The following is a 19,740-nucleotide window of genomic DNA, read 5'->3' on the forward strand; positions in this document are numbered from 1 at the left end:
GGGAGGCGCGCTGACAATCGAGTCTACCAGAAAAAACACCCTCCAATACTCTTGCCCAGAAACGGCCCGAAAGTTAGTAACTGTCTCGCTTTTGATCCCCCGCGCGACTCTTTACGATTGGCATTCAGAGGCGGTACGCACATCGCGGCTTGCCCAAATCCAGGAACCCAAACATGGCCGCTGCCTGCACCCAAGGGCTCGATACCGGCTTTGTCACACTCGGCTACTTCAAAGTCGGCCTTCTCGGTGTGGTGCAAGGCGTCACCGAACTTTTGCCGATTTCATCGACGGCGCATATGCGCGTTGTTCCAGCTTTGCTCGGCTGGCAAGATCCCGGATCGGCATTTTCGGCGGCGATGCAGGTTGCAGCCCTTGCCGCCGTCGTCAGCTATTTCTGGTCCGATGTTCGCGGGCTCGTGTTCGGCTCCATTGATGCCGCCCGGCGTCGCGATTTCGGGGACTGGAATTTTCGGTTCGCGGTGTGGATCGTTTTAGCCACCGTCCCGATCGTGGTCGCCGGCCATTTCCTCAAGCCGGTCCTCAACGCCTGCGGTTCGCCGTTGCGGACTTTGGTTGTGATCGGGATTGCCTGCATCGTCATGTCCGCGCTCCTCGCCCTTGCCGAAATCTATTCCCGGCACAAACGGACCCTCGACCATGCGACGCTGAGGGATGCGATGATCATCGGTCTTGCGCAGATCGGCGCGCTGATCCCTGGCGTTTCGCGGTCGGGCTCGACGCTGACCGCCGCTCTTTCGCTCGATTTCAGACGGGATGAAGCCGCGCGTTTTTCTTTCCTTTTGGGAATGCCCGCGATTGCAGGCGCCGGTCTCCTTGAACTCTGGGAGCTGCATAAGGCGAATCTCGACGCCTATAGCTGGTCGGTCTTGAGCTTCGGTCTGCTCATTGCCTCAATATCGGCTTTTGCGGCGATTTGGGGCCTGATGCGGATTCTTGAACGATTTTCTGCGTGGCCCTTCGTCATCTACCGGGGCCTGATGGGTCTTTTTCTCCTGGTTGGCGTTTACCTGGGGTGGCTTTCGAACTGAGTCATTCGTTCGGCGCCAGCATGGCTTCGGGACGAACCAAGCCGTCGAACTCTTCGGCGCTGACGAGACCGCTCGCCAGGGCCTCTTCCCGCAAGCTGGTCCCATGCGCATGCGCGGCCTTGGCGATCTTCGCCGCGTTGTCGTAGCCGATCCTCGGCGCAAGCGCCGTGACGAGCATCAGCGAGCGTTGCATCAGTTCGGCGATCCGCTCGCGATTCGGGCGTAGCCCTTCGACACAATGAACACGAAAGCTGTTTGCGGCATCGGTAAGCAGGTCGAGACTTTCGAGGAAAACGAAGGCAAGGACAGGCTTATAGACATTGAGCTCGAAATGGCCTTGCGACCCGGCAAAAGTGATCGTTGTCTGATTGCCGAAAACACGGGTGCAGACCATGGTCAGCGCCTCGGCCTGGGTCGGATTGACCTTGCCGGGCATGATCGATGAACCCGGCTCGTTTTCTGGCAGGATCAGTTCGCCGATGCCGCAGCGAGGGCCGCTCCCGGCCACTCTGATATCGTTGGCGATCTTAAAGAGGCTTGCGGCAATCGTCGCCAAGGCGCCATGCGAAAAAATGACGGCGTCATGGGCTGCCAGGGCCTCGAATTTATTCGGCGCCGACACAAAAGGGAGCGACGTATAGGCCGCGATCCGCGCGGCAAATCGTTCGGCAAAACCTCGTTTGGTATTGAGACCGGTGCCGACCGCCGTGCCGCCCTGGGCAAGTCGGTAAAGACCCGCAAGCGTCTCGTCGAGCCGTTGCAGGCCGAATTCGATTTGGATCGCATAGGCTGAGAATTCCTGTCCGAGCGTGACGGGCGTTGCGTCCTGAAAATGGGTGCGGCCCGTCTTGATGATCGCAGCGAAAGCTGCCGATTTGGCGGCCAGAGCCATCGCAAGCGCGCGCAGAACAGGTTCCAGTCTTCGCTTGATGTGAAGAACCGCAGCAATATGCATCGCGGTTGGAAAACAATCGTTCGAGGACTGGCCGAGATTGACGTGGTCGTTGGGGTGGATCGGGACTTTTGCCCCGCGCGGCGCGCCCAAAATCTCGTTGGCGCGATTGGCGATGACCTCGTTGACATTCATATTGGTTTGCGTGCCCGACCCGGTTTGCCAGACGCCAAGAGGAAATTCCGAATCGAAACGGCCAGCTTCGATTTCGCTGGCCGCGGTGACGATCGCGTCCGACAGGGGCTTGGGCAAAAGTCCGAGGTCGCGATTGACCTCGGCGGCGGCGCGCTTGACCATGGCCAAGGCATGAATGAGCGCTGGCGGCATCTTTTGCGAGCCGATTGCGAAATGCTCGCACGAGCGTTGGGTCTGCGCGCCCCAATAGTGATTCGCGGGAACCTCGACCGGCCCGAAACTATCGGCTTCGATCCGTGTCTGGTCTTTCTCACCCATGCGACAGTCGGCCCTTCTTCGCGGGACGATTGAAAGGGTTGCGGGAGGAGCTAACCACCGAAATCCGGGTTACTCACCCTCGCCACGCGAAAAACGCTGTCCGGCGATGATCGGATCGATGGCCTGCCATTCGCCCTCATGTCCGAATTCGATTCCGGACGTGATCGCCAACATTTCAGCGAGTCGGCTCCGCGCCCGGTTCACCCGGCTTTTCATGGTTCCAATGGCGCAGCCGCAAACCCCCGCCGCTTCTTCATAGGAGAGTCCGGAAGCGCCGATCAGGATCAAGGCCTCGCGCTGATCGCTCGGCAAGTGCTGGAGGGCGGCGCGAAAATCGAGAAGATCCATGTGCCCACCTTGGGCGGGGGCCGTGGCGAGTTTGGATGCGAACGCCCCATCGGGATCGGCGACTTCACGCCGCCGTTTCCGATATTCCGAATAATAGATATTCCGCAGGATCGTAAACAGCCACGCTCTGAGATTGGTCCCCTCGACGAACGAGTCGATGTTGCTCCAGGCCTTCACCAAGGTTTCCTGAACGAGATCGTCGGCTCGGTCCAGGTTTCCACACAAGGAGACGGCAAATGCGCGTAAATTGGGGATTACCGAAAGCAGGTCCGTGGTGATCTGCAAATTTGCCGCGCGCCCCGGCGCGGCCTCGATGGCCGTCTCACCTTCCGCATTTTCCTTTTGCACGGCTTTCACATGGCGTCCTTGTTTAATCGAGCTTCCGACGCGCTTTCAAGCTGCCGTAAAAGCTCAAGAAAACGCCCCGGCACCGGTTGCGCAAGAACGTCGTCGTAGACACTGCGTAAATGCAGGCCGATCTGATCGGCTATCTCCGACTTAGATGGTGCTTTTTTTAAACATGACACCCCACCCGGAGCGTTTGCCGCAGGTTCGCAGTCCTCAGCTTCAGAGCTTTTCGCCGATTTGTGAATGTCTCCCGCCTGAATCGATGGTTTGCTTGTCTTTGTTGATTTAATCACTGCCCCACCCTCTTGATGGTACTTATCATTCGTCATTCCCCGTTCGTGCGTTCAAAAACAACGTAACATTGATTGGCTCCGCGCTTTTCTGAAGCCAACGCTGCCGCAACAATAAAACCTCTTGAATCGACGTCACTTTTTGTGACGTCCGCCGGATGCTAGGCTTCCGGTGCACTACCGGATATAACCAGCGCCGTTAAACGTTTGGGTGGCCGGCATAGTTCCACCGGCGGGAACTTTTATGGCAATCTTGAATTATCTGCGCAGCCGATGCGAACGCTGAAATTCGAGCGCCAAGGGCTATTTAACGCGCTGATCAACCAATATAAGGCTGATAGCGTAATGTCAGAGGGTATTTGTCTATGGCGATTTCTCAAGCGATCTCTTCGCATATCCCCTATCTGCGCCGTTTTGCACGGGCTTTAACGGGGACCCAAGCCGGAGGAGATGCTTATGTGCTGGCCACGTTGGAGGCGATCGTCGCGGATCCGGGAGCCTTCGCGAGTAGCGCCGATCCGAAAACCGAGCTTTATCGTGTTTTCCTGAAGGTCTGGGGCACGGTGCCTGTCAATAAGCACGTCGATCAGGTTGGATTTTCGGGCGATGAGGCAGGTGCGCACCGAAACCTCGAAGCGATTACTCTGCGACCACGTATCGCGTTTCTTTTAAGTTCGCTCGAAGGTTTCAATACGGCGGAAGTCGCGCATGCACTCGACTGCTCGGTGGAAGATGCCGCTTCCCTGATTGACGCCGCGGGTAAGGAGATTGCCGACCAAATTCGCACCGATGTTCTGATTATCGAGGACGAGCCCTTTATCGCACTCGATCTGCAAACGCTCGTCGAAGAGCAAGGGCACCGGGTGGTCGATGTGGCGCGCACGCATCGCGAGGCGATCGACGCCGTCAACCGCGAGCAGCCAGGTCTCATCCTTGCCGACATTCAACTCGCCGACGGGAGTTCGGGGCTCGAAGCGGTCAATCAGATCCTTGAAAGCTTTTCCGTGCCGGTGATTTTTATCACCGCCTATCCCGAGCGTTTTTTGACGGGCACCCCGCCGGAACCCGCCTTTCTGATTACCAAGCCGTTCAGCGTCGACAGTCTGAAGGCCGTCATCAGCCAAGCGCTGTTCTTTGACCGCAAATCGCATCGCAAGGAAGAAAACAGCAGCAGCCTTGTCTGAGCGCCGTTTACGCCAGCGGGTTGCGTTGCTTTAAAATGCGGCCGAAGATAAAGCCTGCCACGATAGCGAAAGCGACCAGCGAAAACGGCTGAAGCTGTTTGGCGATTTCCGTCCCGGCCTGGAGCGCGAGACGTTCCCGCTCCAAGCCAGCCTCCTGCAAAATATCGAGAATGGGCGCGACGCTCTCGTCGATATTCTCGCTGAACACAAGCTTCTGACGGGGTGGCTTTTCCGGGCTTTCCCTCCGTGGGGCTGTGGCGGCGGCCGCGACCGAGGGACTCGCGGGGGATTTGTCGCGCAATGCCACGAGCAGGCAGATCAGGGCCGCGGCCAGAAAAACCCCGCCGACGCTGAGGGCCGCAATCGCGCTTCCGAGCCATGCCTGAAGAAAGACAAAGAGAGCGATCGTCAGAAAGACAACGCTGAAAAACAAGAAGCCCATCGCCAAAAAAAAGAGCGCGGCCTTTTTGAAAAGGCGCGCGCTCATTTCGCCGATAGGGGCGGTCGCATCGCTGATAAGCTGACTGATTACACGGTTCATTTCCGAGAGCGGCTTAACATTCCAACCAAAACACCCGCGATCATTGCAATGAGGACCGCCATCAGCGGATTGCGCTCTATGGTCGCTTCAAGATCCGAACTCGCTCCAGCGACCCGGTCCTGAGCCTTGCTGGCCGTATCGGAGATCTTCTGCCGTGCGGTGTCAACGGCATCGAACACCGTATCGGCGGTGGTGGCCGATTGGCTGCGGACGAATTGGGAAATTGTTGAACTCAATTTGGCGACATCGTCCCGAAGGGCGGCCAAATCCTCAGAAAAATCCTGGGCAACGTCTTCCACTGGCTTGATGCTTGCCATTTTTCGTCTCCGACTGAGAGGGTTGCGTGTCTTGAGGGCTACGGCTGGTGCGGCGGCTTTGCCTTTGTGGCAGCCCCTGAACGACTAGTATCCCATTATAACGCTGAACTTGGCGATCGGTTGCTCAGTGGAGGGTGTGCGGCCCGATCCGCCGTCTTTTCGAAGCGGCCGCCGCGCGCACCGGCGGATTGGCGGGGACGGGATCCTCCGGGGTGACGACGTCCGGGTCTGTAATAGGGGGCAAAGGAATGTCTCCGGGATTTTCGATGGGCGGCGGTGTTGGATCTGGCACCGGGATGTCCGGCGGCGGTTGTTGGCCGGGCGGTTCGGGCTCCGGCCCCGGAGGCTTAGGCGGCTGCTGCGCAATATTGCCCTGAAGCTTTTGCAAAACCAATATCCTTCTGTCTCACCTGCGAACCCGCAAACGTTATCTTCAGCGAAGGGTTCCGAAGGCTTCGGGAACCAGGAAAGCCGAGCCCGCGTTAGCGCAGATCGATGGGTCCTCGCGTAGCGTTCAGGGGAATGTCATGCCGCCAAGGGCGAATTGGAAGGGTTACCTCAAGCTTTCGCTGGTTTCTTGCAAGGTGGCTTTGTTCCCGGCCGCGAGCAACCAGGAAAAGGTCTCGTTTCACCTGCTTAATTCCGCGACCGGCAATCGGCTCAAGCAGCAATACATTGATGCCGAGACTGGTGAGATTGTCGATCGGGAAGATCGCATCAAGGGATATGAAATCGGCAAAGGGGATTATGTTACGCTGACCGACGAGGAGCTGGCCGCGATCGAGATCGAGAGCAGCCATACGATCGAAATCGAAAGTTTTGTGCCAAGCTCCGAAGTCGACCCGATCTATTTCGACAATCGCTACTACATTGCCCCCGATGATCAGGTCGGACAGGAGGCCTTCGCGGTCATCCGCGAGGCCATGCGCCAACGTAAGGTCGCCGGCATCGCGCGCATCGTGCTTTACGGTCGCGAGCGGATGATCCTGCTTGAACCCAGATCGACAGGGATCATGGGCACGACCCTGCACCACAATTATGAGGTGCGTGACGAGAAGGCTTATTTCGAGGAAATTCCCAAACTCGAAATCGGCAAGGATTTGCTCGATCTCGCTTCTCACATCCTCGAAACGAAGAAGGCGAAATTCGACCCGGCAAAATTCAAGGATCATTATCAAGATGCCGTGGTCGATCTTATTCGTTCGAAGCGTGCTGGAAAGCCGCCCCAGATCGTGCATGCGCCACGTCCGAACAATGTGATCAATTTGATGGACGCGTTGCGTCGAAGCCTTGGAACAGGCAATGCGGACCAGACTGAGGTCAAGAAAGCGCGCACAGGCCCGAGCAAGGCCAAGCCGGCGCGCCGGGCGTCGGGGTCGGCCCGACGACCTAAGGGTGCGACCAGCAGAGGCCGCATCAAAAAGGTGAGCTGATGGCTCGCTCGGCGGCGCTCGAAGCCTATTGGCGTAAACGCGATTTCTCGAAAACGCATGAGCCTTCCGGCGGAGCGAGAGCTGGCGGCAAGGCAAAGTCCAGCGCTCTGCACTTCGTGATTCAGAAACACGCCGCGCGCCGGCTCCATTATGATTTCCGTCTCGAACTCGATGGCGTCTTGAAGAGCTGGGCTGTCACCAAAGGGCCGAGCCTCAATCCGCATGACAAGCGCCTTGCGGTCCATGTCGAGGATCATCCCATCGAATACGGCGGATTCGAAGGCGTGATACCACCCGGGCAGTATGGTGCGGGATCGGTGATCATCTGGGACCGCGGCGAATGGGTGCCGGAGGGCGATCCCCACAAGGCTTATGCCAAAGGCCACCTCAAATTCACCCTCCACGGTGAGAAACTTCATGGAGAATGGAATCTTGTGCGCATGCGCGCCAGGCCGGACGATCGCGGCGACAATTGGCTCCTGATCAAGGTCGACGACGCTGCCGCGCGCGACGAGAAAGACGATATTCTGGACAAGATGCCGGGATCGGTGGTCAGCGGCAAGGGCGTCGAAAAAATCGCCAACGATCCCAAGGTTCGGAAATGGACGAGCGGCCAGCTTGCTAAACATGTCGGACCGACGGTCGAGGCTTTGACTCCGCGCCAGCGCGCTCGTGAGCCTTTGCCTGGCAAGCCGCAACGCGGGAACGGACCAAAAACGGACTCAAAAAAAGCCAAGCCGCCGAAGATCGTTTTTCCGAAGGCGGCGCGGAAGGCAAGCATCGGCGAATTTGTACCGTTCTGCCTGGCAACCGCGGTCGAAGTCCCGCCTTCCGGTGCTGGCTTCGTGCATGAAATCAAATTCGATGGCTATCGCTTGCAGCCCCTCGTCGAAAAAGGCGAGGTCCGAATCCAGACTCGCCGCGGGCTTGATTGGACCGAAAAATTTCCTTCGATTGCGGAGGCGATCGCCAGTTTGCCGATTGAAAACGGCGTCTTCGATGGTGAGGCGGTTGTCGAAGACAAAAATGGGATTGCCGATTTCGCCGCTCTCCAGGAGGCGTTGAAATCGGGGCATGGCGAGAGCATCACTTTTTATGTTTTCGATCTCCTCCACCTCAATGGCCATGATTTGAAGCCGCTGCGATTGCTTCAGCGCAAAGCAATTTTGAAGCAGGTTCTCGAGGCCGCAAGCGAGTCCGGCCCGCTGCATTACAGCGAAGAGTTTGCCGGCAATGGGGAGGAACTCATCAAACACATCTGCCGTCTGGGCGGCGAGGGGATTGTTTCGAAGCAGACCGCGAAGCCCTACCGGTCCGGCCGCAACGGGGATTGGCTCAAGGTCAAATGCGCCAATCGGCAGGAATTTGTCGTGATCGGCTACGTGCCCTCGACGAGCACGCCAAAGGCTGTGGGATCGCTCGTCCTTGGCTATTATGACAACAAGAAACTTCTGCACGCCGGGCGCGCGGGGACAGGTTACACTGCGCGAACCGCCAAGGAGCTCTTCGTCGCGCTTGAAAAGATCAGGTGCGAGCGTCCGCCCGCCGAAGGGCCGCTCCCTGCGGAAGCAAAACGCAATGTCCGGTGGGTCGAGCCTTCGCTCGTTGCGGAAATCGAATTTCGCGGCTGGACCGGAAGCAACATGTTGCGCCAGGCCGCGTTCAAGGGGCTTCGGGAAGATAAGGTTCCGTCAGAAATCATACGGGAAGCCGTCGTGCCAGATGCTCGCCACGCCCGTCCAAAACCCTCGCCTCGCTTGAGCGTACCGCTCACCCACCCGGACCGGCTGTTATGGCCGCAGGCTGGTGTGACAAAACAAGCGTTGGCCGATTATTACGTGTCCGTTTGGGACCTCATCGCGCCGCAAATCGTGGGGCGGCCGCTGTCGCTGGTGCGCTGTCCGACCGGCGTCGGCCACGGTTGCTTCTTTCAAAGACACGAATGGGAGGGCGTGGATAAGCATATCGTTGCCATCGAAGATCCCGAAGAGGAAAAGCCGCTCATCAGCATCAAGGATGTTGATGGTTTGATTGCTCTCGTGCAAGCGAGCGCGCTCGAAATTCATCCTTGGGGATGCAAGGCTAAGAGCCTGGAATCGCCCGACCGCCTCATCTTCGATTTCGATCCAGGCGATGATGTGGGCTGGACCGATCTGGTTGCGGTCGCCGAGGAGGCGCGCGCCCGGCTGCGCAAGGATGGCATCGAGAGTTTCGTTAAGACCTCCGGCGGCAAGGGCCTGCATGTCGTCGCGCCGATCATGCCGCGGTCAGGCTGGGACCAAGTGAAGGACTATTGCCGTTCCATTGCGGAAGCCATGGCCACCGACAGCCCGGATCGGCTCACCGCGACGATGGCGAAACACGCGCGCGCCGGGCGGATCTATGTCGATTATTTGCGAAACGGCAGGGGTGCGACAGCTGTCGCCGCCTATTCCACCCGGGCTCGGCCGGAGGCCGGAGTCTCTATGCCGCTGGACTGGGGGGAACTCGCGGCGATCGGCAGCGCTGCCCACTTCACCTTGGCCAATGCCGGGAGGCGGCTCAATGGCACGGGTGTCGATCCGTGGCAGGGGATGGATAAGCTCAGGCAGAGGTTGCCTGCCAAGAAAGGCCCGGCACCGCGCAAGTCCAAGTGAACCTTTACGCCGGAACTTCCTTTTAGCCTTTGCGTTCGGGCGGTGTCCCCGTCACTAGAACGCCATACCTACAACATGGAGTCACCGCGATGCCGGTTAAATCTATGAATGATCTCTTCATGCACACCTTGAAGGACATCTATTACGCCGAGAAGCAAATCTATAAGAACCTGCCCAAGATGGTGAAAAGCGCGGGTTCAACCGAGCTCAAACAAGCCTTCGAAAAGCACCGCGAAGAAACCGACCATCAAATCGAACGCCTGGAAAAAATATTCGATCAGTGCGGCGCTTCCCCGCGCGCTATCCGTTGCGACGCCATGGATGGCATTCTGGCGGAAGCCAAGGAAGTCATGGAAGAAATCGAGGACGGTCAAGTTCACGACGCCGGGATCCTGGCGGCGGCTCAGACTGTCGAACATTATGAAATCGCCCGCTACGGCACTTTGATTGCGTGGGCGGATCGGCTCGGCATGAAAGAAGCCAGCAAGCTCCTGCGCGAAACCCTCGAAGAGGAAAAGAAAACCGACCAGCTGCTGACCAAGCTCGCAGAGACCAACATCAATCGACAAGCTGCCTGAGTGAAGTTCTGAAGTCGGGGCTCAGCGATGCAACGGAAACCGCCGACCGTATTGACCCCCACGGAGGCGAGACAGGCCACCACGGGCCATAATGTGCGCTATGTCTTAGCTGCCAGCCTTTTATTAGCTTTGCTGACCTTTGCCTGCGTCTATTTGTTCGTCATGTAGGCTCAATGATGCCTCGGCCACCCGACGTGGCGGCCGAGGTATTTCTTGTCGCTCCCGCCAATCAAGTCTTGAGTTGCGCGATGCGCAAAGGTACCGGCGGATGCGAATAATAAAATAGCGCGTAGAGGCTATCTGGAGTCAGCGTCGAAAGATTGTCGCGGGTCAGCCGCGTGAGCGCGTTGATCATGGGCTGCTCGCCGACGATGCTCTTGGCAAAATTATCGGCCTGAAATTCGGCCCGCCGAGAGAGCCAGCTCGTCAGCGGCGAAAGCAGATGCAAAATAGGTCCGATCGCAGTCAAAATAATAATCAGCACCACACCAGGATCTTCGGCCAGACCGAAGGCGCTGGCAAGACCGCCGGCCCCGAAGGCCCAGCCAAGGATCGCAAAAGCGACAAAGGCGAGCACCGCTGACTGAGCAATCCGTTGCCCGATATGACCCAATTTATAGTGCCCGAGCTCATGCGCGAGAATGGACAGGATCTCCTCGGAACTATGCTTTTCCAGCAAGGTATCGAAAAACACAATGCGCTTGGCTTTTCCGAAGCCGGTGAAATAGGCGTTGCCATGCGTCGAACGCTTGGACGCGTCCATGACATAAAGCCCATTCGATTCAAAACCGCATTTGGCCAGCAAGGCCTCGATGCTGGCTTTCATCGATCCGTCCGCGAGAGGCGTGAACTTGTTGAACAAGGGTGCGATGAAAGCCGGGTAAATCAGGATCATGGCGATCATCATCGCCATCAAGGCCGCCCACCCCACAAGCCACCAGAGGTGCGGCATCGTTTGCAGCAGCCAGAACAGGCCATAGAGAGCCGGGATCCCGATTATGGCCTGCAGCGTCAACCCCTTGATTCGGTCGAGCATAAACATCGCAGGAGTAACGCGGTTGAAACCGAATCTTGCCTCTAAAGCGAAGGTGCTGAAAATTGAAAACGGGAGATTTACGACGCGCAAGATCAGTCCAAAAATCGCGACAATGGCAACGCTTCGGGACAGGCCTGGGGATAAAAATCGCGCCGCCCATTCATAGACCGGGCCCAACAACACGGTAAGCCAAAGCACTGCGAAGACGGTATCGAAGGCCGTTTCGGCCATCTCCAAGCGGGTCCGGGCCAGCGTGTAGTCGGCGGCCCGCCGATGTTCTTCCAGGCTCACTTGGCCGGCAAAGTCGGGCGGAACCTGATCACGGTGAGCTACAACGGCGGCGGCCTGACGGTACATCAGATAGATGCCAAGCAAGCCGGAAAGAACGACGGCTGTGATGATCGCGGGGGCTAGGGGACTCAAATTGACAAGTTCCTTTCATGCTGCACCGCTTATATGGTTCCGGAAATGCGCATGTCGAGTCGCGTACGGAAACGCATTTCATTCGTTTGCCCCAAAGGGAGAGTGATAAATGGATTTACAGCGCACCGCAGCCATCTGGTCTCCTCGGCTCCTCAGCGTGCTGCGGATCATCGCGGCTCTCTTGCTTCTCCAGCACGCAACGGCGAAGCTGTTCAGCTTTCCGCATGTTGCCAGTTTCGACAATCTCCAGCTTCTGTCGCTCCTAGGGATCGCTGGCATTTTGGAATTTATTGGCGGGATCCTATTGCTTCTGGGTGTGTTTACCCGTCCGGTCGCCTTCATCCTGTCCGGCGAGATGGCCGTCGCCTATTTTCTCGGCCACGCCCATCGCGGCTTCATCCCGCTCGAAAACGGAGGTGAGCTTGCCGCCCTTTATTGCTTTGTTTTTCTCTATCTCGCCGTCGCCGGCGGGGGCGAATGGAGCATGTTCAGCAAGCGCAGGGATTGGTGGGCATAGCGAGGCCAGCCCGTGAAATCTTGCTACGCGGTTTTCCATTTGATCGAGCAGCCGATCGAGGGATTTTGATCTGCCAGCGCCGAGCCGGTTGCGGCGATCGCGCGCATCGCTTCGACCAGCTCTCGCCGCGCCCCGGCCGGAGGTGGACCTGTGCGACCTTCGTCGAGGCGACCGCGATATTTGAGTTTGCGCTCGGTATCATAGCCGAAGTAGTCGGGCGTACAGACGGCCCCATAGGCGCGGGCCACGGCTTGCGTTTCGTCGTGGAGATAGGGGAACGGCAAATCATAGGCCTTGGCAAAGCGTTGCATATTGTCGAAGGAATCCTCCGGATAGGCCGTTGCATCGTTCGAGCAAATCGCGGCAAAGCCGACGCCTTCGGCCATCAACACGCGCGCATCAGCGACGAGCCGCTGGATCACGGCTTTGACATAGGGACAATGATTGCAGATGAAGACGATCACGGTCGCTTTCTTGCCCGCGACATCCTCAAGCGTGTAGCTGCGCCCATCCGTGCCGGGAAGCGTAAACTCCGGAGCCGGCGTGTCGAGAATTACGGGTGTCGGAACTGCGGCCATGGTCGTGTCTCTGCGCGCCGCTTAGAGCTCGTGGCCCTTCTTTTTCATTTCCGCGCGCACACGGGTCATCATATCCGTTGAAATCTTGCCTTGCCAGCCCTGCATCGCGGTCATGACCTCGGTCAAAAAGGCGGGCTGGGTCTCGACGTATTTTTTCCCGGCCGGGCTTTGGAAGAAGGCGACCGCCGCCCTCAAATCCTGTTCACTCATCTGCTTGGCATAAATCTGCGCGGCGATCCCGACCATTTCGTCCGCCTGCTTGTCGAACTCCGGCTTGAGCTGGATCAGGACGGCATTCAGATCGGGGTTAAGTTCCGGCCGCGTCTGCAACAAGGACGAGCCGATCTGTTCCATGAATTGTGGAATGATGATGCTGAAGGAGCGCGATATTCCGCTTTCCACGATGAGCGCACGGGCCGCGGCCAAATGCGAGGGGCTGGTCGGGGTCGCTGCGGCCGGGGCAGGGGCTGTTTGCTGCGCGCGGAGCTCGCTCGTCGCAACAAGCGGCCCAAGCAAAAGGGCGAGACAGACACTCACTTTCAGGGCGTGTTTTTCAAGAGCTGTGCGCAAGCGGAAACCTCCAAACGGGGCAGCTGCCCAACAATGATGCGAGAGCCACACGGCCTCCGCGCGTTTAATCGAGCGTCCCAAAAATTTCTATGCCGGCGGGACCGGCACTGATCACGGCGTTGGCCACGCCGATGAAGAGACCATGTTCGACGACGCCCGGTATAGCAGAAAGACGCTCGGCCAAGTGGTCCGGGTCAGGAATCGCGCCAAAAAAGCAATCCACAATGTAGTTCCCATTGTCGGTAACGAAAGCTTGGCCGCCTGGGTATCGGCGCAACTGGATCTCGCCATGGCAGCCGGTGGCTTTCGCCGTCGCCGCCATCATCCGCTTTGTGACTTCGACGCCGAAGACGGTGATTTCCACCGACAGGGGGAATTTGCCGAGTATTCCGACCAATTTGGACGAATCGGTGATGACGATCATGCGCCGCGAGGCAATGGCGACGATTTTCTCGCGCAGAAGCGCGCCGCCGCCGCCCTTGATCAAACGCAGTTGCGGATCGAACTCGTCGGCGCCGTCAACCGTCAAATCGAGTTCGGGCATTTCATCGATCGACGCCAAAGGGATCGAATAAGCCTCGGCCAGGGTGCGGGTACGCTCGGAGGTCGGTACGCAGATCACATCCAGCCCTTCGGCCACCCGCGCGCCCAAAAGCTCGACGAAATGGGCCGCCGTCGTCCCGGTGCCGAGGCCAAGGCGCATACCGGGGGTGACAAGCTCCAATGCCTGCGCGGCGGCAAGTCGTTTGGCATCATCGGGGGTCAGAGCTGACATGGGGGAACTCTTGGCAGGATTTGCCTTGAAAGCATGATCGCGAAACTTTGCATAGGTTTCGGACCAGATCATGGTGCAAAGACGGGTTAGTCTCTCACGGGCGGCGGCGTCAAGGTTGCGGCGGGCAGGAAACTCGAGTGAGACTTGGCAATATCTCCGCAAAAGGACAATATTCGCGTACCGATTAAGACCAATTCATTTTCAGGGCCAATGGAGGATCCTGTGCCAGACCCGACCCCCAGCACGGAAGCGATTACGATCGAGGCGGCGTATCAAGATGAAGTGAAGGCATTGTTCCATGTATTGATTATGAACTTAGCCAGCGGATCTGTTAGCCGCGAGAACGATCAGCACCACGCCGAAAGGTTTGCCGCCGGCCTCAACATTGCGAAACGAGCCAAGGAGCTGGCCCTGAAAGCCCTGGTCAATGCGCTGGTGGCGGAGGTGCCGGCAGCGGAAAGGGCGGCAGGGAGCAAAAAAATCAAAAAAGCATAGCGACGTTGCTCGCGTTGGCAACGCGCCGCCAATTTCATTTTTGCAGGCGAGGCTGCCACGACAGATCGTCCGACAACACATAGATGGTGATGGCCAGCAGCATCATGAAAAGCCCAACCCAAAACAGTTTTGAATGATGCAAATGCCGCCAGTCGGGGCGTGGGCGATCCTGCGCCGCTCCATGATGATGCTCATGCTTATTCACGCTCATATCCGCTCCCTGTTCATCTTAAATCTCACAATCACCTTGGCGGGGCCCTCTTTCGGTAAGCCCCGCTGACCCTTTCCAAAGCGGCACCGGACAAAAGAACCGGCCCAAAAGATGAGCGCCGCGCTTGGCGAACATATATGCGTCTCGGCCCTCAATCGTACCAAAATGTTTCGCGTGAAACATTTTCTGGAGCAAAACCTCCGAAACCTGTATCCAGTCGCTGGAAATGCCTCAGAGGGTGCCTATGAAAAATCTTGTCCTAACCGCCTGCGTTTCCGCGGTCCTAATGGCGGCAAGCGCTGCCCCGTCATTCGCGGCCGACGCCTGCCAGACCTATTGCAAGGCGACAGCGAATTCCTGCCGGGAGCAATGCTCCGATCCCCAGGAGCAGGAACAGTGCATCTTCGAGTGCAGTCGCTCGGAGTGCAAGGCGAACTGCAACCGCATTGAGGAAGCCTGTACGCAGCACTGTCCGAAATCCTGAGGTTAGCTGCAGCGATTGGCTCACTTGGGAAAGAGCGCCATCGCCTCGGTGGCAAGGACCCCACCCGTGATTGCGATTGTCTCAAAGGGGGTGGCGTTGGCCACCGCTTGGCCGGTTAGCATGATCTGACCGATCTTGGTGGCCAGCTGCTCAATCGAGGCGGCGAAGACCACCCGGCCGATGCCGCACCAGACGATCGCGCTCATGCACATGGGGCAGGGTTCGCCAGAGGTGTAAAGCGTCGTGCCCTTGAGTTCATCGGCCGGCCGGACGGCGACGAAGCGGCGAATCGCCACCATTTCTCCATGCGCGGTTGGGTCGTTGGTAGTCTTGCCGAGATTGCGGCCGGTCGAAACGACCGCGTCCTCGCGCACGATCACGGCGCCGAATGGGAAGTCTCCGCGGGCGGCCTCGGCGAGGGCCATTCGCATGAAGCGCTCGTCGCCGGGAAGCGGCGCCATCTCCTTCGCCGCGGCATTGGCCCGGCCCGGAACCGCGAGCGCCGCGCCCGCAAGGCCGGTGCCCAGCAGGCCCGCCAAGGCTTGACGCCGGTCGGGGCCAGGGGGGTGGTTTGGATCGCCGCAGCGCCTGCTCATTGCATCTCCCAAAAGGCTAGGTCAGTTCCTCGTCTCTCAAAGAGACGAAAACCAGCACGCCGAGCATCGTCATAAGAATGCGGAAGGCACTCTGCACGGCGTCGAAATCGCGGGCCTGCCACATGCCGAACCATTCGCCACCAATTGCGACGAAGCCGCCTTCATAGAGGAGGAAACCGAGGGTCAGTCCGGCGACCGCCAGGTTCTTGGCCTGCTGGAAGGACTGCGCCTTGCCCCGAAGCTGCCGCGCCATCGCCAGCGTGCCGAGAGCGCACAGCACCGAGGTGATGACTTCGGTCGCGATGATCAGGATATAGCTGGCATGGTGAAGGATGGGCGAGGTTATCGCGCGCCAGCGGATGTCGGACGCCGCCGGAATCTCGTCCATGTCGAGGATGTGGGTGACAAAGGTGAAGTTGGTCCAATAGTCCGTGATATTGCCGAAAGCGACAAGCGCCACGTAGAAGGCGATGGCGGCGACGCAGGCAATCTTGGCGAGGCGGATGGCAAGCATGATTTTTTCCTCCCCGCGCTGCGCTTGTGCGTGTGGCGTTCAGATGACCGAATCATTCATATCATAGCAACGACTTTTCCGCGCGGGCAGGGCGAGCCGAAGACGGCTCCGCATGTTGCTGACGATAGTCTCGCGGCGCGAGGCAGAAGCTTTGTTTGAAGGAGCGGCTGAAGTGCGACAAATCATTAAAGCCCCAGCGAAAAGCAATGTCGGAAATACGATCGCCCGCATGGCTATGAGCCAACAATTCCCTGCGGCAATTTTCAAGCCGACGCTTCCAAACATAACGCATCAAGGATGTGTCGTCATCGTTGATGATGTGATTGATATAGCGTGGAGACATTCCCACGCCACGCGCCACCATCGCGGTGTTCAGCTCCGGATCCTGAAGATTTTCTTCCACGAAGTTTTTGATTCTATTCATCGCGATGACGCGGTGCCGCGAGGCACTCCCATCCATAGGGCGCGGCGAGCCCAGCGCCAAGGTCAGCAAATCAATGCAATGTTCAGCCAGGTTGGAAAATTCGCGCGCAGGCAATTCGGCGGCATGATGAGCCGACGACCGTATGAAGTTTGCCGCGATCGAGCCCATTCCCGCATCGCCCGGAACACGCAGCGCAAGATAGTCCTCAATTTTAGCGGCCCTCTCTCTCAGCATCGGCCGGGGGATGGAGACAATCAGTTTCTCGAATTTCTCCGGACAGTCGATGCGATGCGGTCTGGTTGCGTCATATATCGTCATGTCTCCGGGGTTCAGAAAAACCTCGCGTCCGTTTTGTTCCAGCCGATAGGCGCCCGAGAGCAGAATAACTGCGAAGAAGGAATCGTGGCTGTTCTGCAGCGGTTCGCAGGGGAGGCGTTCGAGGGTGATGGCATTCGATCTGATCGAAGAAAGGCGAAGCTCTTTCCATGGATAGATCGTCATCTCGTTGAACAGGCGACCGTCGGTGGGCGGCGTGATCTCGACATTCGCATATTCCCGGCCGATCACCTCGCGCAGCCAGTCGCGTCGCTGATGGGGCGGAAGATCGTCTGTCGAGAGTTTCAGGCTTTCGGCCATCCTTGTCCTTCCCGTTGTCTTGCCCCCCGAGCTCCGCAAGGCGTCGTATAAAATAGCCGTTTCAGTCAAGTTTTTGCGCCGTCGCATGCATGTTTAGCATGACATGAGGGGCCTATGCTCCCCCTCTCTTGTTGAACCGGTTTGAGCACCGGCGGACCCCGACGAACCGAGGATGGATATGAAACAGCAGCCTCCCGATCCGACCAATATAGTTTTGCTGAGAGGAGCGGCCCTGTGGCTGTTGCTGGCGTTGGTGTTGGCATGGTGTCTGGTCGGGCTCAAACTTGGCTCTCCCTTCCTGCAGGCAATTTTTGCCGGAAAGTCGACCCGGCTGCTTCAGTCGCATATCGACTTCCTGCTGATGAGCGCCCTGATCTTGGGGTTCTACGCGGCCAAGGTTCCATTGCATTGGACGATCCGCTGGGCGATGGTCATCGGCGCCTTCACCAATTCGAGCCTGTTTCTGCTGCAGTCCCTGTTTCCCGTGCTGGATTCGCCGGTGCCCGTGGAAGGTCTGTTCCCGACAATTTTTCGGGGCTATTTGATGAGCAGCCTGTCATTGACCACTTACGGGTTCGGCGCGGCGGCGATCACGGTCCTGCGGGCGACGTTTCGGGGCGCGTTCCCTCAATCCGTTCTCGATAAGCGAGACTGAGGGTCGGCGCTCATTTGGCTTGCGGCGTGCAGACGACCGAATCGTTCAGGACATAACAGATCGACATCATGCCGGTGCGCAGATCGACCCTGAAGACGCCGCCTTCGCGTTCATGGCGCGAGGCGACGAGGGAATATTCGCTTGGCGCCTGGGGTCCCGCGCCTTCGCCGGAGGGGTAGCAGAGGGTTATGCCAACCGCGCCGGCCTTCAGGCCATATTGGCAGGCGCCGATCTCGCCGGTTGCCCGATCGAGCCGATAGACCCGATTTAGATCGGTTTCCGGGGCCGCCAGAAATTCATAATTAGCGGCCATCGCGGCAGGCGCGGCGACAAAGAAGGCCATTCCAGCAAAGAGGCCAAGCCTCTTGCGCGGCGAGCAGAAAGGCAAAAACCACATCGTCCGAGCTCCCAAACCTCATCCCGAGGGCGATTCGCAGCCCGTTAGCTTTATACGCGAGCGGAGAATTGCGCGAGAGGGCACGGGGCAGCGGCGCGATTCCCTTTTGAGGGACGGCAGGTCTCGACGGCCCGCTTTTCGCCGCCGACAGCGCCTCTGATTGCTAGATCTCAACAAATCAATGACTTGAACAAAACTCAGGAAAGCTCTGGCATTTTTTGCAACTCTGCCCTAGAGCGGGATCTAGAGCGGGATGAGGAAAAGTGGAAACCGGTTTTCCGCCCACATCCCGCTCTAAACTTTTGGAATCGATCACGTTCATGATTTTGGATTGTTTCAATCCAAAATCATCGTGATCTAAGGCCCGAGGATGACACACGCCGCGACCCTTCAGCCCCTGATTGTCTTCGATCTCGACGGCACGCTCGCCGATACAGCGGGCGATTTGGTGGCCACCCTGAACCTCATTCTCGACCGAGAGGGCTTGGCCGCACTCCCGCTGGCCGTCGCTCGCCCGCTAGTTGGCGGAGGAGCGAAGGCGTTGATCCAACGTGGGCTTTCGGTCCACGGCATCCAAGTGAGCCCGGCCCGCCTCGACGCGATGTTGGCGGATTTCCTTGCTCATTACGAGGCGCACATCGCGGACAGGACGGTCCTCTTTCCGGGCGTCCCCGAGGCTCTCGACCGCTTCGAGGACGCCGGCTTTGCGTTTGCGGTCTGCACCAACAAGGTAGAACAGCCTTCGGTCCTGCTGTTAACCGCGCTGGGTGTTGCAAGCCGTTTCCGGGCCATTTGCGGCAAGGACACATTTGCGGTCTCGAAGCCCAATGGCGAAGCGCTTTTGCAAACCATCGCGCGGGCAGGGGGCGACCGGCGCCGCGCAATCATGGTCGGCGATTCCAAGACCGATATCGACACCGCGCGCAATGCCGACGTTCCAGTCGTGGCGGTCAATTTCGGCTATACGATCGAGCCCGTCGACAGTTTCAAGCCGGACCGGGTCATCGGCCATTTCGATGAATTATGGGCCGCTGTCGAAGCGTTGGGGGTGGCGTAGGGGGCGGGATACGAAAGATTCGCATCCCCTTTGGCCCGCACGACGACCGCGAAACCGGTTTCCATTTTCGCGGATCCTGGGCTAGAAACACATCCGCCTTGACTTGGAGCGGCGGCGTTTCATAAAGGGCAGACCCTTGGCGTTGAAACGCCCGGAGGGCGCGTAGCTCAGCGGGAGAGCACTCCCTTCACACGGGAGGGGTCACAGGTTCAATCCCTGTCGCGCCCACCATTAAAACCCCAA

Annotated in this window: 23 protein-coding genes, 1 tRNA gene and 2 pseudogenes; 12 read left to right on the plus strand and 14 right to left on the minus strand. The window is 58.5% G+C overall.

All coding sequences use genetic code 11. The features are described 5' to 3' along the window. Positions 1-173 precede the first annotated feature (173 nt). Positions 174-1,049 carry an undecaprenyl-diphosphatase gene (locus CU048_11610; protein QBR71813.1) on the plus strand — a complete coding sequence of 292 codons (876 nt, stop codon included), beginning with the start codon at positions 174-176 and terminating at the stop codon, positions 1,047-1,049. A gap of 1 nt (position 1,050) precedes the next feature. Here the strand turns inward: CU048_11610 and fumC are convergent, their stop codons facing one another. The 3 genes from fumC to CU048_11625 all read right to left on the minus strand — a co-directional run bounded on the left by fumC (position 1,051) and on the right by CU048_11625 (position 3,479). Further along, positions 1,051-2,454 carry a class II fumarate hydratase gene (gene fumC, locus CU048_11615; GenBank protein QBR71814.1) on the minus strand — a complete coding sequence of 468 codons (1,404 nt, stop codon included), beginning with the start codon at positions 2,452-2,454 and terminating at the stop codon, positions 1,051-1,053. A gap of 69 nt (positions 2,455-2,523) precedes the next feature. Then, entirely contained in the window at positions 2,524-3,081 is a 558-nt protein-coding gene (locus CU048_11620) for an RNA polymerase subunit sigma (GenBank protein ID QBR72883.1), read from the minus strand. Between the two features lie 74 nt (positions 3,082-3,155). Continuing rightward, positions 3,156-3,479, minus strand: a complete 324-nt coding sequence (locus tag CU048_11625; protein QBR71815.1) for a hypothetical protein — start codon at positions 3,477-3,479, stop codon at positions 3,156-3,158. A gap of 326 nt (positions 3,480-3,805) precedes the next feature. On the opposite strand from CU048_11625, the gene CU048_11630 reads away from it, so the two are divergent. Then, positions 3,806-4,624: a response regulator gene (locus tag CU048_11630; protein ID QBR71816.1), complete on the plus strand. Its 819-nt coding sequence runs from the start codon at positions 3,806-3,808 to the stop codon at positions 4,622-4,624. Between the two features lie 7 nt (positions 4,625-4,631). Here CU048_11630 and CU048_11635 read toward each other — a convergent pair whose 3' ends face one another. Next, a complete protein-coding gene (locus CU048_11635; protein ID QBR71817.1) occupies positions 4,632-5,165 on the minus strand; it encodes a hypothetical protein in 534 nt (177 codons plus the stop codon). After that, positions 5,162-5,482 (minus strand): hypothetical protein, encoded by a 321-nt coding sequence (locus CU048_11640; GenBank protein ID QBR71818.1) that lies wholly within the window; start codon positions 5,480-5,482, stop codon positions 5,162-5,164. Before CU048_11640 ends, CU048_11635 begins: the two co-directional genes overlap by 4 nt. Before the next feature lie 269 nt (positions 5,483-5,751). Here CU048_11640 and CU048_11645 point away from each other — a divergent pair. From CU048_11645 to CU048_11660, 4 genes and pseudogenes are all read left to right on the plus strand, one after another. Next, positions 5,752-5,838, plus strand: a pseudogene (locus CU048_11645) (dicarboxylate/amino acid:cation symporter). A gap of 171 nt (positions 5,839-6,009) precedes the next feature. Then, positions 6,010-6,915, plus strand: coding sequence for a Ku protein (locus CU048_11650; protein ID QBR71819.1), 906 nt, complete (start codon positions 6,010-6,012; stop codon positions 6,913-6,915). After that, positions 6,915-9,551, plus strand: a complete 2,637-nt coding sequence (gene ligD, locus CU048_11655; protein QBR71820.1) for a DNA ligase D — start codon at positions 6,915-6,917, stop codon at positions 9,549-9,551. The genes CU048_11650 and ligD overlap by 1 nt, the downstream gene beginning before the upstream one ends. A gap of 89 nt (positions 9,552-9,640) precedes the next feature. After that, entirely contained in the window at positions 9,641-10,129 is a 489-nt protein-coding gene (locus CU048_11660; GenBank protein ID QBR71821.1) for a hypothetical protein, read from the plus strand. A gap of 229 nt (positions 10,130-10,358) precedes the next feature. Here the strand turns inward: CU048_11660 and CU048_11665 are convergent, their stop codons facing one another. Beyond that, the gene (locus CU048_11665) at positions 10,359-11,522 is read right to left on the minus strand and encodes a peptidase M48 (protein QBR72884.1); all 1,164 of its coding nucleotides are present in this window, start codon (positions 11,520-11,522) and stop codon (positions 10,359-10,361) included. Between the two features lie 175 nt (positions 11,523-11,697). On the opposite strand from CU048_11665, the gene CU048_11670 reads away from it, so the two are divergent. Beyond that, positions 11,698-12,105 (plus strand): DoxX family protein, encoded by a 408-nt coding sequence (locus tag CU048_11670; protein ID QBR71822.1) that lies wholly within the window; start codon positions 11,698-11,700, stop codon positions 12,103-12,105. 23 nt (positions 12,106-12,128) lie between these two features. On the opposite strand, the gene CU048_11675 is transcribed toward CU048_11670, so the two are convergent. The 3 genes from CU048_11675 to CU048_11685 form a co-directional block, all read right to left on the minus strand. Continuing rightward, positions 12,129-12,683: a thioredoxin family protein gene (locus tag CU048_11675; protein ID QBR71823.1), complete on the minus strand. Its 555-nt coding sequence runs from the start codon at positions 12,681-12,683 to the stop codon at positions 12,129-12,131. A gap of 21 nt (positions 12,684-12,704) precedes the next feature. After that, a complete protein-coding gene (locus CU048_11680) occupies positions 12,705-13,226 on the minus strand; it encodes a hypothetical protein (GenBank protein QBR72885.1) in 522 nt (173 codons plus the stop codon). Positions 13,227-13,317: 91 nt separating this feature from the next. Further along, positions 13,318-14,028, minus strand: a complete 711-nt coding sequence (locus tag CU048_11685; protein ID QBR72886.1) for a ribose 5-phosphate isomerase A — start codon at positions 14,026-14,028, stop codon at positions 13,318-13,320. Positions 14,029-14,238: 210 nt separating this feature from the next. Here CU048_11685 and CU048_11690 point away from each other — a divergent pair, with 210 nt between their 5' ends. Next, the gene (locus tag CU048_11690; GenBank protein QBR71824.1) at positions 14,239-14,523 is read left to right on the plus strand and encodes a hypothetical protein; all 285 of its coding nucleotides are present in this window, start codon (positions 14,239-14,241) and stop codon (positions 14,521-14,523) included. 322 nt (positions 14,524-14,845) lie between these two features. After that, entirely contained in the window at positions 14,846-15,184 is a 339-nt protein-coding gene (locus CU048_11695; GenBank protein ID QBR71825.1) for a hypothetical protein, read from the plus strand. A gap of 54 nt (positions 15,185-15,238) precedes the next feature. Here the strand turns inward: CU048_11695 and CU048_11700 are convergent, their stop codons facing one another. The 3 genes from CU048_11700 to CU048_11710 form a co-directional block, all read right to left on the minus strand. Then, a complete protein-coding gene (locus CU048_11700; GenBank protein QBR72887.1) occupies positions 15,239-15,649 on the minus strand; it encodes a nucleoside deaminase in 411 nt (136 codons plus the stop codon). A gap of 181 nt (positions 15,650-15,830) precedes the next feature. Beyond that, on the minus strand, positions 15,831-16,328 hold the full coding sequence (locus CU048_11705) for a hypothetical protein (protein ID QBR71826.1): 498 nt from the start codon (positions 16,326-16,328) through the stop codon (positions 15,831-15,833). Between the two features lie 61 nt (positions 16,329-16,389). Then, positions 16,390-17,388 (minus strand): AraC family transcriptional regulator, encoded by a 999-nt coding sequence (locus tag CU048_11710; GenBank protein QBR71827.1) that lies wholly within the window; start codon positions 17,386-17,388, stop codon positions 16,390-16,392. A gap of 178 nt (positions 17,389-17,566) precedes the next feature. Between CU048_11710 and CU048_11715 the strand changes: the two genes are divergently transcribed. Further along, positions 17,567-18,043 carry a hypothetical protein gene (locus tag CU048_11715; protein ID QBR72888.1) on the plus strand — a complete coding sequence of 159 codons (477 nt, stop codon included), beginning with the start codon at positions 17,567-17,569 and terminating at the stop codon, positions 18,041-18,043. A gap of 10 nt (positions 18,044-18,053) precedes the next feature. Here the strand turns inward: CU048_11715 and CU048_11720 are convergent, their stop codons facing one another. After that, positions 18,054-18,386, minus strand: coding sequence for a hypothetical protein (locus tag CU048_11720; protein ID QBR72889.1), 333 nt, complete (start codon positions 18,384-18,386; stop codon positions 18,054-18,056). A 298-nt stretch (positions 18,387-18,684) separates the two neighbouring features. After that, positions 18,685-18,810: pseudogene (locus CU048_11725) on the minus strand (SAM-dependent methyltransferase). On the opposite strand from CU048_11725, the gene CU048_11730 reads away from it, so the two are divergent. Both CU048_11730 and CU048_11735 read left to right on the plus strand, forming a co-directional pair. Beyond that, positions 18,811-19,497 carry a phosphoglycolate phosphatase gene (locus tag CU048_11730; GenBank protein QBR71828.1) on the plus strand — a complete coding sequence of 229 codons (687 nt, stop codon included), beginning with the start codon at positions 18,811-18,813 and terminating at the stop codon, positions 19,495-19,497. 156 nt (positions 19,498-19,653) lie between these two features. Beyond that, positions 19,654-19,728: transfer RNA gene (locus CU048_11735), tRNA-Val, on the plus strand. The last annotated feature ends 12 nt before the right edge of the window (positions 19,729-19,740 follow it).

Source organism: Beijerinckiaceae bacterium (assembly GCA_004564215.1).
Taxonomy (GTDB): Bacteria; Pseudomonadota; Alphaproteobacteria; order Rhizobiales; family Beijerinckiaceae; genus Methylocapsa.

Bases quoted from the DNA above. Each gene is read 5' to 3' on its own strand.
- CU048_11610 (QBR71813.1), top strand. From the start codon at position 174: ATGGCCGCTGCCTGCACCCAAGGGCTCGATACCGGCTTTGTCACACTC.
- fumC (QBR71814.1), bottom strand. From the start codon at position 2,454: ATGGGTGAGAAAGACCAGACACGGATCGAAGCCGATAGTTTCGGGCCG.
- CU048_11625 (QBR71815.1), bottom strand. From the start codon at position 3,479: ATGACGAATGATAAGTACCATCAAGAGGGTGGGGCAGTGATTAAATCA.
- CU048_11630 (QBR71816.1), top strand. From the start codon at position 3,806: ATGGCGATTTCTCAAGCGATCTCTTCGCATATCCCCTATCTGCGCCGT.
- CU048_11635 (QBR71817.1), bottom strand. From the start codon at position 5,165: ATGAACCGTGTAATCAGTCAGCTTATCAGCGATGCGACCGCCCCTATC.
- CU048_11640 (QBR71818.1), bottom strand. From the start codon at position 5,482: ATGGCAAGCATCAAGCCAGTGGAAGACGTTGCCCAGGATTTTTCTGAG.
- CU048_11650 (QBR71819.1), top strand. From the start codon at position 6,010: ATGCCGCCAAGGGCGAATTGGAAGGGTTACCTCAAGCTTTCGCTGGTT.
- ligD (QBR71820.1), top strand. From the start codon at position 6,915: ATGGCTCGCTCGGCGGCGCTCGAAGCCTATTGGCGTAAACGCGATTTC.
- CU048_11660 (QBR71821.1), top strand. From the start codon at position 9,641: ATGCCGGTTAAATCTATGAATGATCTCTTCATGCACACCTTGAAGGAC.
- CU048_11665 (QBR72884.1), bottom strand. From the start codon at position 11,522: ATGTACCGTCAGGCCGCCGCCGTTGTAGCTCACCGTGATCAGGTTCCG.
- CU048_11670 (QBR71822.1), top strand. From the start codon at position 11,698: ATGGATTTACAGCGCACCGCAGCCATCTGGTCTCCTCGGCTCCTCAGC.
- CU048_11675 (QBR71823.1), bottom strand. From the start codon at position 12,683: ATGGCCGCAGTTCCGACACCCGTAATTCTCGACACGCCGGCTCCGGAG.
- CU048_11685 (QBR72886.1), bottom strand. From the start codon at position 14,028: ATGTCAGCTCTGACCCCCGATGATGCCAAACGACTTGCCGCCGCGCAG.
- CU048_11690 (QBR71824.1), top strand. From the start codon at position 14,239: ATGGAGGATCCTGTGCCAGACCCGACCCCCAGCACGGAAGCGATTACG.
- CU048_11695 (QBR71825.1), top strand. From the start codon at position 14,846: ATGAGCGCCGCGCTTGGCGAACATATATGCGTCTCGGCCCTCAATCGT.
- CU048_11700 (QBR72887.1), bottom strand. From the start codon at position 15,649: ATGCGAATGGCCCTCGCCGAGGCCGCCCGCGGAGACTTCCCATTCGGC.
- CU048_11705 (QBR71826.1), bottom strand. From the start codon at position 16,328: ATGCTTGCCATCCGCCTCGCCAAGATTGCCTGCGTCGCCGCCATCGCC.
- CU048_11710 (QBR71827.1), bottom strand. From the start codon at position 17,388: ATGGCCGAAAGCCTGAAACTCTCGACAGACGATCTTCCGCCCCATCAG.
- CU048_11715 (QBR72888.1), top strand. From the start codon at position 17,567: ATGAAACAGCAGCCTCCCGATCCGACCAATATAGTTTTGCTGAGAGGA.
- CU048_11720 (QBR72889.1), bottom strand. From the start codon at position 18,386: ATGGCCTTCTTTGTCGCCGCGCCTGCCGCGATGGCCGCTAATTATGAA.
- CU048_11730 (QBR71828.1), top strand. From the start codon at position 18,811: ATGACACACGCCGCGACCCTTCAGCCCCTGATTGTCTTCGATCTCGAC.